The sequence below is a fragment of the Streptomyces sp. NPDC047917 genome (assembly GCF_043204345.1).
GTDB classification, from domain to species: Bacteria; Actinomycetota; Actinomycetes; order Streptomycetales; family Streptomycetaceae; genus Streptomyces; species Streptomyces sanglieri.
This window is the reverse complement of record NZ_JBIDCA010000012.1, coordinates 80,214-93,390: the sequence shown is the minus strand read 5'-3', so window position 1 is coordinate 93,390 and position 13,177 is coordinate 80,214. Positions and strand designations below refer to the sequence as shown.

The 13,177-nt window shown below is 73.3% G+C and carries 10 protein-coding genes; 2 read left to right on the top strand and 8 right to left on the bottom strand.

Translation table 11 applies throughout. The features are described from left to right. Positions 1–49: 49 nt before the first annotated feature. The 6 genes from ACGF8B_RS28205 to hrcA form a co-directional block, all read right to left on the bottom strand. Positions 50–3,286: a S41 family peptidase gene (locus ACGF8B_RS28205; RefSeq protein WP_392743976.1), complete on the bottom strand. Its 3,237-nt coding sequence runs from the start codon at positions 3,284–3,286 to the stop codon at positions 50–52. Between the two features lie 78 nt (positions 3,287–3,364). Then, the gene (locus ACGF8B_RS28200; RefSeq protein WP_392743973.1) at positions 3,365–3,889 is read right to left on the bottom strand and encodes a hypothetical protein; all 525 of its coding nucleotides are present in this window, start codon (positions 3,887–3,889) and stop codon (positions 3,365–3,367) included. 84 nt (positions 3,890–3,973) lie between these two features. Further along, the gene (locus ACGF8B_RS28195; RefSeq protein WP_392743970.1) at positions 3,974–4,720 is read right to left on the bottom strand and encodes a 16S rRNA (uracil(1498)-N(3))-methyltransferase; all 747 of its coding nucleotides are present in this window, start codon (positions 4,718–4,720) and stop codon (positions 3,974–3,976) included. After that, positions 4,717–5,790 carry a nitronate monooxygenase gene (locus ACGF8B_RS28190; RefSeq protein WP_392743968.1) on the bottom strand — a complete coding sequence of 358 codons (1,074 nt, stop codon included), beginning with the start codon at positions 5,788–5,790 and terminating at the stop codon, positions 4,717–4,719. Before ACGF8B_RS28190 ends, ACGF8B_RS28195 begins: the two co-directional genes overlap by 4 nt. A gap of 170 nt (positions 5,791–5,960) precedes the next feature. Beyond that, positions 5,961–7,097, bottom strand: a complete 1,137-nt coding sequence (dnaJ, locus tag ACGF8B_RS28185) for a molecular chaperone DnaJ (protein ID WP_351251245.1) — start codon at positions 7,095–7,097, stop codon at positions 5,961–5,963. Beyond that, positions 7,098–8,114 carry a heat-inducible transcriptional repressor HrcA gene (gene hrcA / locus ACGF8B_RS28180; RefSeq protein ID WP_124717772.1) on the bottom strand — a complete coding sequence of 339 codons (1,017 nt, stop codon included), beginning with the start codon at positions 8,112–8,114 and terminating at the stop codon, positions 7,098–7,100. A gap of 198 nt (positions 8,115–8,312) precedes the next feature. On the opposite strand from hrcA, the gene ACGF8B_RS28175 reads away from it, so the two are divergent. Both ACGF8B_RS28175 and ACGF8B_RS28170 read left to right on the top strand, forming a co-directional pair. Beyond that, positions 8,313–9,035 (top strand): MBL fold metallo-hydrolase, encoded by a 723-nt coding sequence (locus tag ACGF8B_RS28175; protein ID WP_392743963.1) that lies wholly within the window; start codon positions 8,313–8,315, stop codon positions 9,033–9,035. 32 nt (positions 9,036–9,067) lie between these two features. Then, the gene (locus tag ACGF8B_RS28170; protein WP_392743960.1) at positions 9,068–9,889 is read left to right on the top strand and encodes a DUF3097 domain-containing protein; all 822 of its coding nucleotides are present in this window, start codon (positions 9,068–9,070) and stop codon (positions 9,887–9,889) included. Between the two features lie 40 nt (positions 9,890–9,929). On the opposite strand, the gene hemW is transcribed toward ACGF8B_RS28170, so the two are convergent. Next, positions 9,930–11,171 carry a radical SAM family heme chaperone HemW gene (gene hemW / locus ACGF8B_RS28165; RefSeq protein ID WP_392743957.1) on the bottom strand — a complete coding sequence of 414 codons (1,242 nt, stop codon included), beginning with the start codon at positions 11,169–11,171 and terminating at the stop codon, positions 9,930–9,932. Positions 11,172–11,245: 74 nt separating this feature from the next. Beyond that, entirely contained in the window at positions 11,246–13,171 is a 1,926-nt protein-coding gene (locus ACGF8B_RS28160) for a SpoIIE family protein phosphatase (RefSeq protein WP_392744617.1), read from the bottom strand. Positions 13,172–13,177 lie beyond the last annotated feature (6 nt).

Below are 13,177 nucleotides of genomic sequence, written 5' to 3'. Positions count from 1 at the left end.
GCGGAGGTCCGGGGGCGGAGCCCCCGGACACGGGAAGGGCCCGTTGCCCCTACGCCTCCGGCAGCCCCGGCAGCCCCGGTGCCCGCTTCGCCGGCGTCCCGGCCAGCGACTCCAGCGCGATCCGGATCGCCTCGTCCAACTGCGGGTCCAGGCCCGCCACATGGTCCTGCGGTGTCACCACGACCTCGACATCGGGATCGACCCCGTGGTTCTCCACGCCCCAGCCGTAGCCCTCGAACCAGAACGCGAACTTCGGCTGGGTGACCGATGTCCCGTCCACCAGCCGGTACTTGCTGTCGATACCGACCACACCGCCCCAGGTCCGGGTGCCGACGACCGGCCCGATGCCCAGCGCCTTGATCGCGGCGTTCACGATGTCGCCGTCCGAGCCGGAGAACTCGTTGGCCACGGCGACCACGGGGCCGCGCGGCGCGTCCTGCGGGTAGCTGAACGGCCGCCGGCCGCGCGGCAGGTCCCAGCCGACGACGCGACGGGCGAGTTTCTCCACGATCAGCTGCGAGGTGTGGCCGCCCCGGTTCTCCCGGACGTCCACGACCAGCCCCTCGCGGGCCACTTCGATCCGCAGGTCGCGGTGGAGCTGCGCCCAGCCCGAGCCGACCATGTCGGGGACGTGGAGGTAGCCGAGGCGTCCGCCGGAGTGCTCGTGGACGTAGGCCCGCCGGTCGGCGACCCAGTCGTGGTAGCGCAGCGCCTCCTCGTCCGCGACCGGTACGACGACGACATGGCGGAGGTCACCGCCGTCGACCGGCGAGACGGTCAGCTCGACCGGCTTGTCCGCCGAGCCGGTGAGCAGCGGTCCGGGCCCGGTCACCGGGTCGACCGGCCGGCCGTCGACGGCGACGATCGCGTCCCCGGCGCGCACCGCAACGCCGGGCGCGGCGAGCGGGGAGCGGGCGTCCGGGTCGGAGGTCTCGGACGGAAGGATCCGGTCGATCCGCCAACTGCCCTCGTCCGTACGGGAGATGTCGGCGCCGAGCAGCCCCTGCCGGGACGAGTCGTCGCCCCAGCCGCCGGACGGCCTCACATAGGCGTGCGAGGTACCGAGCTCCCCCTGCACCTCCCAGAGCAGGTCCATCAGGTCGTCGTGGGTGGCGACCCGCTCCAGCACCGGGCGGTATCGGTCCAGGACCCCGGCCCAGTCGAGGCCGCCCATGTCGGGTCGCCAGTAGTTGTCCCGCATGAGGCGTCCGGCCTCGTCGTACATCTGACGCCATTCGGCGGCCGGTTCGAGGATCCGCCGGATCCGGGAGAGGTCGACGGTGATGCCGCCGTCGCTGCCGCCGTCGTCGTCATCGGCCGGGACATGGCTGTCGGACGGTACGGCGCGCAGCTTGCCCCGGGTCTGCACGACGATCCGCTTGCCGTCGCCACTGACCGCGAAGTCATCGACGCCGGTGGCGAGTTGCTCGCAGCGCAGCTTCTCCAGGTCGTACCGCTCAAGGACGGTCTCGGGCTGCCGGGCGTCGGGGGTGGGGCCGCTGGTGCCGAGTACCCCCGTCACCGGGTGGCTCAGCCACAGCAGTCCGTCCTTCGCGGCGCGCAGCGTGGAGTAGCTGGCGGCCTCGACGGGCAGCGGCACGATCCGGTCGGCGAGCCCTTCGAGGTCGATCCGGGTGACGGGCAGTGCCGTCGGATTGTCCTGGTCGCCCTCGCCGCCGCTCTTCTCGATCGGGCGGCCGTGGCGCTGCGGTCCGAACGGGGAGGGCGTGGTGGCGGCGAGTGTCAGCAGGTGCGGACGGCAGGTACCGATGAACGCCAGGTCGAAGACATGGGCGTCGTAGACCGGGTCGAAGGACCGCTCGGAGAGGAACGCCAGATGCTTGCCGTCGCCGGTGAACGCGGGGGCGAAGTCCCGGAAGCGCAACGGGGTGGCCTCGGTGACCGACAGATCGGCGAGGTGTGCGAGCTTGAGCTGGCTGAGCGGCTCGGGCCCGGGGTGCGACCAGGCCAGCCAGGAGGAGTCGGGCGAGAAGACGAGGCCGGAGGCTTCGCCGTGCTCGCTGCGGTCCACCTCGTGGACCTCGCCGCTCTCCCGCTCGACGATCAGGATCCGCCCGTCGTGCGCGGCGACGGCGAACCGGCTCCCGTCGGGGGCCGGGGTCAGGTCGAGGACCCGGCCGATACGGCCTGCGGCGAGGCGGCGCGGTACGGCGCCGGGGGCGGTTCCGGTGGCGGGTGCGCACTCCAGGGCGTCGTCGCCCTCGGCGTCGGTGACCCAGACGACGTGCTGGTCGCCGTCGGCCTGGAAGGTGCGCGGCAGCCGCGCCCGCACGCCCGGTTCCACGGCGAGCGCGCGGGCCGGGCCACCGCTGTGGGTGACCCAGTGGACGGCGCCGCGTGTCCCGACGGCGCTGCCGCGACCGGTGCGGTCCGGGGACGCGGCGTCGAGGTGGGCGGCGGCGTGCACGGGGTGCGGCTGGAGGTCGGCGCGCTGGCCGCCGAGCCGGATGTCCACGCGGCGGGGCCCGTCGCCCCCGAGGTCGTCCAGCAGCCAGAGTTCACCGGCCGAGGCGTAGGCGACGCGGGTGCCGTCGGTGGACGCGTGGCGGGCGTAGAAGCCGTCGATACCGGTGTGGCGGCGCAGGTCGGTGCCGTCGGGGAGCGAGGAGTAGACCGCGCCGACGCCTTCGTGGTCGCAGAGGAAGGCGACCCGCTCGCCCACCCACATCGGGCATTCGATGTTCCCGTCGAGGTCGGCGTGGAGCCGTACGAACTCCGCCGGGCCGTCCGCCGGGGAATCCCGCTGGATCCACAGCTTGCCCGCCGTGCCGCCCCGGTAGCGCTTCCAGGCGGCGGCCTCGCGCCCCATGGTGACCGAGAGCAGCAGGACCCGGCCGCCGGGCCCGTACGCGAGCGAGCCGACCGGCCCGTACGGCAGGGTCCGGGCGGGTCCGCCGTCGACCGGGAGGGCCCTGGCCCAGGTGCGCCGGAACGAGGCCTGCCCCTGGGCGCTGATGACCAGCACCTCGCCCTCGGGCGTCCAGCCGTGCACGGCGGTCCGTGCGTCACCCCAGTGGGTGAGCCGCTCGGAGGGGCCGCCGCCGGCAGGTGCGATGTGCACCTCGGGGGCGCCGTCCCGGGTGGTCGTCCAGGCGACCCGGGTTCCGTCGGGCGATATCCGGGGGCCGGCGACCGGCCGGTTGTCGGCGCAGACGCGCCAGGCTCGGCCGCCGTCCAGCGGCGCCAGCCAGACATCGTCCTCGGCGGTGAAGGCGATCGAATCGCCCTGGACATGGGGGTATCGGAGGTAGGCAGACTGCGTCACACCGGTCACCCTAGGTCGCGGTCCCGTTCCGCGTAAGCGGGTTGGCCGGAGTTCGACGGGCCTCCGGGGCGGACCCGTTCACTTGCCCATGGGTGTCTCGGTCACCGTCACCGTGACGGTGACCACCGGCCCCGGGCCGCCGGCCGGCAGCGGGTCCACCACCGCGGTCGACGGGGCGGCGTCGCAGTTGCCGAGCACGTCCGCCCGGAAGACGGACTTCCCGCCCGTCTTCGCGGTCAGGTCCCCCCGCACGCAGCGGCCGCCCAACTCCTCGGTCACCTTGCCGGTGAGGGTGATGGGCTCGCCCTGTCCGGTCTTGCCGGTGCAGTCGACGTCCGCGATCCGGCGCACGGACGCCGAGGGCTGTGCGCCCCCGGCCCGGTCCCCGTCGACGCCGGCCGTGCAGTTCAGCCACTGCACGTCGACCCCGTTGCGTTCCAGTGCGCCGGTGCCGACCCGGTCGGTGGTCACGGCGATGGACGCGGAGTTCAGCCCGCCCTGGGGGTCACAGGCGGCAGCTCCCGCGACCGCCGCGACCACGAGTGCGGACGCGGCCAGAAAGCGCCGTTCTCTTCCCTGACCCCATGCCCTTGATGTCCCCATACGGGCAGCTTCCCACCGTTGTACCGTCCTGCGGTAGACGGCGTGCGGGGCCAGTGGGGGTGGCGCCGGAGCACGAGCGGGGGCTCACGACCAGCGGCCGGTGCGCCCCAGCAGCAGTGCGGTGGCCGCCGTGCCGGCCGTGGAGGTGCGCAGCACGCTCGCGCCGAGCCGGCAGGTCCGGGCGCCCGCCGCGGTGAAGGCCGCCAGTTCGTCCGGCGACACCCCGCCCTCGGGGCCGACGACGAGCACGATCTCGCCCTCGGCGGGGAGCGGGACGGTGGCCAGCGGCTCGCTGTCGTGCTCCCGGTCCTCGTGCAGGACGGCGGCGAAGTCCGCCGCGGCGACCAGGGCTGCCGCCTGCTTGGTGGTCATGGCGTCGGTCACCTCGGGGAAGCGCACCCGGCGGGACTGCTTGCCCGCCTCCCGGGCGGTGTTGCGCCATTTCGCCAGGGACTTGAGGCCGCGGTCGCCCTTCCACTGCGTGATGCAGCGCGACGCCTGCCAGGGCACGATCGCGTCCACGCCGGTCTCCGTCATCGTCTCCACGGCGACCTCGCCCCGGTCGCCCTTGGGCAGGGCCTGGACGACGGTGATGCGGGGGGCGGGGCCCGGCTCCTCCAGGATCCCGGTCAGGCCGGTGACGACGAGCCGGTCCTTGCCCTCGGCGGCCGAGACGGTGCCGTCCGCCCAGTGGCCGCGCCCGTCGGTGAGCACGACGGCCTCACCGGCGCGCAGCCGCTTGACCGACACGGCGTGCCGGCCCTCGGGCCCCTCCAGGACGAACTCGGGCCCGCCGGGGACCTGTTCGACGACGAAGACCGGTGCGGTCACTGCGTACTCCCTGTGCTCACTGCCGTCCGTGCGGCGTCCAGTTCTTCGGCGAGCAGCCTGACCAGCCGGCCGGCCGGCAACTCGCGTGCCATCCGGTGCCCCTGGCCCGCCCACAGCGCCATGCCCTGGGCGTCCCCGGCCTTCGCCGCCGCCTTGCGCAGGCCGGCGGTCAGATAGTGCACCTGCGGGTAGGCGGCCGGTGCGTACGGGCCGTGCTCGCGCATGAAGCGGTTGACCAGGCCGCGGGCGGGGCGGCCGGAGAACGCCCGGGTCAGGGCGGTCCGTACGAACAGCGGGTTGGTCAGCGCCTGCTTGTGCAGCAGGCTCGCCCCGGACTCGGGGCAGACGAGGAACGCCGTGCCGAGCTGAGCCGCCTCCGCGCCCGCGGCCAGCACCGCGGCGATCTGGGATCCGCGCATCAGCCCACCGGTGGCGACGATCGGTATCTGCACGGTCTCGCGGACCTGGGACACCAGCGAGAGCAGCCCGATTCCGGCGCCGTCGGCCTGCGGGTCGTCGCGGTGGGTGGACTGGTGGCCGCCCGCCTCGACGCCCTGGACACAGACCGCGTCGGCGCCCGCCCACTGGGCGGTCTGGGCCTCCTCGGGCGTGGTGACCGTCACGACGGTGTACGTGCCGACGCCGGCGAACGCGTCGAGGGTGTCGCGGGTGGGGCAGCCGAAGGTGAACGAGACGGCCGGGACCGGGTCGTCCAGGAGTATGGCCAGCTTGGCGTCGTAGCCGTCGTCGCCGCTGGAGTCCGGGTCGCCGAGCGGGGTCTCGTACCAGGCGGCCTCGCCCGCGAGCTGGTGCCGGTACACCTCGACGGCGCTCGGGTCGGCGAGCGCCGGCTGAGGCATGAAGAGATTGACACCGAAGGGCCGGCCGGTCAGCCCGCGCAGCTGTTTGATCTCGTTGTACATGCCGTCCGCCGTCTTGTACCCGGCGGCGAGGAAACCGAGCCCGCCCGCCTCCGAGACGGCCGCGACGAGCTGTGGACAGGACGTGCCCCCCGCCATCGGGGCCTGCACGATCGGATACCGGCAGAGATCGGTCAACGCGGATGACATGACCGCATCGTGTCACGTCCCGGGCCGCCCGGGACGCCCGGCCCGGGGTCCGCTTTGTACTCAAACGCCGGACGGGCCGGTACTCAACCGCCGGACGGGTCGGTACTCGAACGCCGGACGGGCCCGTCGAGCGGGTCCGTCCGGCGTCGGGGAACGGCTTGCGGGGTCGGTCAGCGACCGTTGAAGGCGTCCTTCAGCCGGGAGAACAACCCCTGCTGGCCGGGCTGGAACTGGCCGGTGGGCCGCTCCTCGCCCCGCATCTTCGCCAGGTCGCGCAGCAGTCGCTCCTGCTCCGGCTCCAGCTTCGTCGGGGTCATCACCTCGACGTGCACGATCAGGTCGCCGCGCCCGCCGCCCCGCAGATGCGTGATGCCACGGCCGTGCAGCGGCACCGACTGGCCGGACTGGGTGCCCGGCCGGATGTCGACCTCCTCCAGACCGTCGAGCGTCTCCAGCGGCACCTTGGTGCCCAGCGCGCCCGCCGTCATGGGGATGGTGACCGTGCAGTGCAGGTCGTCGCCGCGGCGCTGGAACACCGCGTGCGAGAGCTCGTGGATCTCCACGTACAGATCGCCGGCCGGGCCGCCGCCGGGGCCGACCTCGCCCTCGCCCGCGAGCTGGATGCGGGTGCCGTTGTCGACACCGGCGGGGATCTTCACGGTGAGCGTGCGCCGCGAGCGGATGCGGCCGTCGCCGGCGCACTCCGGGCACGGGGTCGGCACGACCGTGCCGAAGCCCTGACACTGCGGGCAGGGCCGCGAAGTCATGACCTGGCCGAGGAAGGACCGGGTGACCTGGGAGACCTCGCCGCGGCCGCGGCACATGTCACAGGTCTGCGCGGAGGTGCCGGGGGCGGCACCCTCGCCGCTGCACGTCGTGCAGACGACTGCCGTGTCGACCTGGATGTCCTTGGTGGTGCCGAACGCCGCCTCGGCGAGATCGATCTCCAGCCGGATCATCGCGTCCTGGCCGCGCCGGGTGCGCGACCGGGGTCCGCGCTGCGACGACGTACCGAAGAACGCGTCCATGATGTCGGAGAAGTTGCCGAAGCCACCCTGTCCGAATCCGCCCGCGCCCGCGCCGCCGGAGGCGGACAGCGGGTCGCCGCCGAGGTCGTAGACCTGCTTCTTCTGCGGGTCCGACAGCACCTCGTAGGCGGCGTTGATCTCCTTGAACCGCTCCTGGGTCTTCGGATCGGGGTTCACATCCGGGTGCAGCTCGCGGGCGAGCCGCCGGAATGCCTTCTTGATCTCGTCCTGAGAGGCGTCGCGGCGCACGCCGAGTACGGCGTAGTAGTCCGTGGCCACTTACGACTCCGCCAGGATCTGTCCGACGTAACGTGCCACTGCGCGTACCGCTCCCATCGTTCCGGGGTAGTCCATGCGGGTCGGTCCGACCACGCCGAGTTTGGCGACTGCCTCGTCGCCCGAACCGTAGCCGACCGCGACGACGGACGTGGAGTTGAGCCCCTCGTGGGCGTTCTCGTGCCCGATACGTACGGTCATGCCCGAGTCCTTGGCCTCGCCGAGCAGCTTCAGCAGCACGACCTGCTCCTCCAGTGCCTCCAGCACCGGCCGGATCATCACCGGGAAGTCGTGTCCGAAGCGGGTGAGGTTGGAGGTGCCGCCGATCATCAGCCGCTCCTCCGTCTCCTCGACGAGGGTTTCGAGCAGGGTGGAGAGCACGGTGGACACGGTTCCCCGGTCCTCGCTCTCGAAGGATTCCGGCAGGTCCTGCACCAGCTGCGGGACGTCCGCGAAGCGGCGTCCGACGACCCGGCTGTTGAGCCGGGCCCGCAGATCGGCGAGAGAGGTCTCGCCGAACGGGGCGGGGCAGTCGATCATGCGCTGTTCGACCCGGCCGGTGTCCGTGATGAGCACGAGCATCAGCCGGGCGGGCGCCAGCGAGAGCAGTTCCACGTGCCGGACCGTCGACCGGGTCAGCGAGGGGTACTGCACGATGGCGACCTGCCGGGTCAGCTGCGCGAGCAGCCGTACGGTGCGGCCCACGACGTCGTCGAGGTCCACCGCGCCGTCGAGGAAATTGTGGATGGCGCGGCGCTCCGGCGTCGAGAGGGGCTTGACCCCCGCGAGCCTGTCGACGAAGAGCCGGTAGCCCTTGTCCGTCGGGATGCGTCCCGCGCTGGTGTGGGGCTGGGCGATGAAGCCCTCGTCCTCCAGCACCGCCATGTCGTTGCGGACGGTCGCCGGGGAGACCCCCAGCTTGTGCCGCTCGGTGAGCGCCTTGGAGCCGACGGGCTCCTCCGTGCCGACATAGTCCTGGACGATGGCGCGAAGCACTTCGAGTCTGCGTTCGCTGAGCATCGCGCACACCTCCAGCTGTGTTTCCTCGTTGGTTCTCGGGTCGTTCCTGTTTCTCTGCCCAGGAATCCTCCTGGCACTCTGTCATCGCGAGTGCCAGCAACCCCCCGGCCAGTGTACGGCGGCCGGGTGGGGGCCTAGCAAGGGCGACCGGCCACGCTACCGCGAGACCGCGCAGGTCGTTGCCGATAGCGTCGCGGTATGGATGCCTCTTGGGAAGAGTTCGGCTGGGAGCGACTCGGTCACGGAGTGGGCCGGCGGCGCCTTCCCGGGTGGGACGCGACGGTCGCACTGGTGGTCGGAGCGGACGCGGTGCTGCTCTACGACACCGGATCGACGCTCCGTGAAGGTGCCGAGGTGCGGGCCCAGGCGCAGGCCCTGCTCGGCCGGAGGGTGACGCATATCGCACTCAGCCACCCCCACTTCGACCATGTACTGGGCACCGCCGCCTTCTCCGGCGCCCAGGTGTACGGGGCGGTCGGCATGCGGGACCTGCTGAAGCGCGGGGCGGACGAACTGCACAGCTCGGCCGTGCGCCACGGGGTCGGCGAGCACGACGCGGCGGAGGCCGTGGACGCCCTGGTCGCGCCGCGGCACGAGGTGTGCGGCGAGTGGACGATCGACCTGGGCGGCGGGCGCGAGGTGCTGCTGGCCGACGTGGGCCCCGCGCACAGCGGCCACGACCTGGTGGCGGTCGTCCCCGGCTCCCCCGCGGTCGTGCTCTGCGGGGACCTGGTCGAGGAGTCCGGCGAACCGCAGGCGGGCCGGGACGCCTTCCCCGCCCGCTGGCCGCTCTCGCTGGACCGGCTGCTGGCGCTGGGCGGCGAGGACGCGGTGTACGTGCCGGGGCACGGGGCGGTGGTGGACGCGGCGTTCGTACGCGATCAGCGCGAACAACTGGCCGTACGCTTCGGCGTGTCGTGACCCCCGGGGCCGACTCGTCCTATCGTCGTCCGATGCGCAGCTACCAGCCGGACCTGACCCCGCCGTGGAAGAGGTCCGCCCCCGCTCCCGAGGTCCCCGCCGAAGCCGATCTGGTCGTGGAGGAGGTCTCCACCGGATTCTGCGGTGCGGTGATCCGCTGCGAGAAGACGGCCCAGGGGCCGACGGTGACCCTGGAGGACCGCTTCGGCAAGCACCGGGTGTTCCCGATGGAACCGCGCGGCTTCCTGCTGGAGGGCCGGGTGGTCACCCTCGTGCGCCCCTCGGCCGCCGCTCCGGTGCGCCCCGCGCGCACGGCCTCGGGTTCGGTCGCGGTCCCCGGCGCGCGGGCCCGGGTCGCGCGGGCGGGCCGGATCTACGTGGAGGGCCGGCACGACGCGGAGCTGGTCGAGCGGGTCTGGGGCGACGACCTGCGGATCGAGGGCGTGGTCGTCGAGTACCTGGAGGGCATCGACGACCTCCCTGCCGTCGTACGCGAGTTCTCCCCCGGCCCGGACGCCAGGCTGGGCGTCCTGGTCGACCACCTGGTCCCCGGCACCAAGGAGTCCCGGATCGCCGATCAGGTCACGGACGGGAACGTCCTGGTGGTCGGCCACCCGTACATCGACGTGTGGGAGGCCGTGAAGCCGTCCTCCGTGGGCATCACGGCCTGGCCGGTGGTGCCGCGCGGCCAGGACTGGAAGACGGGCGTGTGCCGTGCCCTGGGCTGGCCGGAGAACACCGGCGCGGCCTGGCAGCACATCCTGTCCAAGGTCCACTCGTACCGCGACCTGGAGCCGTCCCTGCTGGGCTCGGTGGAACACCTGATCGACTTCGTGACGGCGCCGCCGCAGTAGCCCACCGCAGGGCACCCCGCGGCCGCGCCGCGCCCCGCCCTCAGTCCACCAGGTCCCGCACCACCGCGTCCGCCAGCAGCCGCCCCCGCAGGGTCAGCACCGCCCGCCCCCGCTCGTACGGCCCGGACTCCAGGAGCCCGTCCGCCAGGGCGCGGCGGGAGGCCGCCAGACCGGCCGGGGCCAGGATGTCGAGCGGGCACCCGTCCTGGAGCCGGAGCTCCAGCAGGATCCGCTCCACCCGCCGGTCCTCCTCGGAGAGGACCTCGCGCCCGGCTCCCGGCGAGCGCCCCTCGGCCAGCGCCTGCGCGTACGCGCCCGGATGCTTCACGTTCCACCAGCGCACCCCGCCGACGTGGCTGTGCGCCCCGGGCCCGGCGCCCCACCAGTCGGCGCCGCGCCAGTACAGCTCGTTGTGCAGGCAGCGGCCCTTGGGCGTACGGGCCCAGTTCGACACCTCGTACCAGGAGAAGCCCGCCGCGGCCATCGCCTCGTCCGCGATCAGGTACCGGTCCGCGTGGGCGTCGTCGTCGGTCATCGGGATCTCACCGCGCCGGATCCGGCGGGCCAGCTGCGTGCCCTCCTCGACGATCAGCGCGTACGCCGACACATGGTCCGGCCCGGCCCCGATCGCCGCGTCCAGCGAGGCCCGCCAGTCGTCGTCGGACTCCCCCGGCGTGCCGTAGATCAGGTCGAGGTTGACGTGCTCGAAGCCCGCCTCCCGGGCCTCGGCGACACATGCCTCGGGCCGCCCCGGCGTGTGCGTACGGTCGAGGATCTTCAGCACGTGCTGCCGGGCGCTCTGCATGCCGAAGGAGATCCGGTTGAAGCCGCCCTCCCGCAGTTCCGCGAGATACGCCGGACCGACGGACTCCGGATTGGCCTCGGTGGTGATCTCGGCATCGTCCGCGAGCCCGAACTCCTCCCGGATCGCCCCCAGCATCCGGACCAGGTCGGAGGCCGCCAGCAGGGTCGGCGTACCGCCGCCGACGAAGACCGTGCGGACCGGCCGGGGGTCGTCCCCGAGGACCTTGCGGGCCTGGCGGACCTCACCGATCAGATGGGTCGCGTAGTTGTCCCGGGAGGCCAGCGCCCCGCCGGATCCGCGCAGCTCGGTCGCGGTGTAGGTGTTGAAGTCGCAGTAGCCGCAGCGGGTCGCGCAGTACGGCACGTGCAGGTAGAAGCCGAGCGGCCGGTCGGCGGCGCCTTCCAGGGCATGGCGGGGCAGCGCCCCGTCGTCGGGTACGGGTTCACCATCGGGCAGTACGGAAGGCATACCGCCCATTGTCGCTCGCCGCCGGGAGCCTTCCGGCCATGCCCGTGATCACGGACGCCGGCCGCTCCCGGACACGTACCGCCTCACCCCGCCTGGAGCACCAGCAGCGCCAGGTCGTCGTCCGGCGGCCGCTCGGCGAATTCGTGCACCGCCCGCTTGATCCGGTCCGCGATCCCGTCCGCCGACAGCCCGGAGCAGTCGGCCAGCGCCCGGGACAGTCCGTCCCCGTCGTCGAACATCAGCGTCCCCGAGCGCCGCTCCGTGACACCGTCCGTGACGCACAGCAGGCTGTCGCCGGGCGCCAGCTCGAAGCACTGGCTCTCGTACGCGACGTCGTCGAAGATGCCGAGCAGTATCTGCGGCTCGGCGGCCGGGCGCACCTCGCCGTCGGGCCGCAGCAGCAGCGGCAGCGGATGGCCGGCGCTGGCCAGGGTGCAGCGCACGCCGCCGCCGGGCAGCGGTACGAGTTCCCCGTACAGCAGGGACAGGAAACGGGACTGCCCGCTGTCCGCGGTCTGCTGGCCACCGGCGGCGGCCACCATGAGCGCGGCCGCCTCGGCGGCCTCCATCGCGTCGTCGAGGAGCAGCCGGTTGAGCCGGTCGAGGACCTCGCCGACTCCGAAGCCCTCGCGGGCCAGCAGCCGCAGCCAGGGGCGGGCGAGGCCGGTGACGACGGCGGCCTCCGGGCCGCTGCCCTGCACGTCGCCGAGGACGAAGCACCAGCGGTCGCCGGGGCACGGGAAGATGTCGTAGAAGTCACCGCCGACGACGCCGTCGTCACTGGGTTCGTACACCAGTGAGCTGGTGACGCCGGGTATGTCGGCGACCTTGCCGGGCAGCAGGGCCCGCTGCAGGATGCGGCTGATGGTGGCCTGCCGGGTGTACTCACGGGCGGCGCCGACGGCGAGGCCGACCCGGCGTACGAAGTCCTCGATGAGCGCGGTCACCTCGTCGGGGACACGGGCGAGGCCCTCCCGGCCGAGGAGTACGGCGCCGAGGTTCCGGCCGCCGGAGGTGATCCGGTAGGCGAGGGTGGACGCGGCCGGTTCGTCGGCCTTCTCGCCGTCCTCCTCGCCGCCGGGCCACGGCATGGAGACGGGTCCGGTGCCGACCCGCTCGGGAAGCCGGATCGGGCCCTGCTCCAGCAGGGTGCGCAGCTGTCCGGTCTCGGCCTCGTCCCGGTGCCAGACGCTGGCGAGCCGGGGGACGGCGGAGGGGCCGCCGTTCTCGGGTTCCAGCCAGATCGCGCACCAGTCGGCGAGTCTGGGCACCAGTAACTGTCCGGAGAGCGCCGCCACGATGTCCTCGTCGAGCTGGCCGGCGAGCAGGTCCGAGGCCTCGGCGAGGAAGGAGAGCGCGCCGCGGCCGGCCCAGTCCGCGTCGTCGCGCAGCGCGCGACGGGCGTTGGGGGCGAGCAGTTCGGCGGCGCGCAGCCCCTGCTGGAAGCCGGGGTCGGCGGCCGCTTCCGGGAACGGGTTCCAGTCGTCCACGGGGAGCCTGGCCCAGACGGTCTTGAGGCCGGTGCGGTAGGTGATGCCCCAGCGTTCGGAGAGGGTGCCGACGAGCTGGAGCCCGCGACCGTACTCGGCGGGCTCGTCGGGTCCGACGAGGCTGGTGCCCTCGGCGGCGTCGGCCGCGCTTCCGGACTCCGGACGGTCGCTGCGCACGGCGCGGGCGGGGTGGTGGTCGGAGACCTCCACCACCAGGGCCGCCACCTCGTCCTCGGTGGCCTCCTCCAGCCGGGCGAGCACCTCCACGTTGGTCCCGGCGTGCACGACCGCGTTGGTGACCAGCTCGCTGACGACGATTTCCGCATCGTCGGCCACGCGCTCGCTGAAGCCCACGACCGCCGGCAGCCCGAGCCCGGTCCACTCGCCGAGGGCGGCCCGGACGAACCTGCGGGCGGCGGAGGGGGCGAGGAGGTTCCCGGGCAGGGACGTATGGGCGACCGGCCGCGCGTCCGCACGGCCTGCGGGATCACCGGGACGCTCGGCGATGTCCCGCTGCAAGGGAAT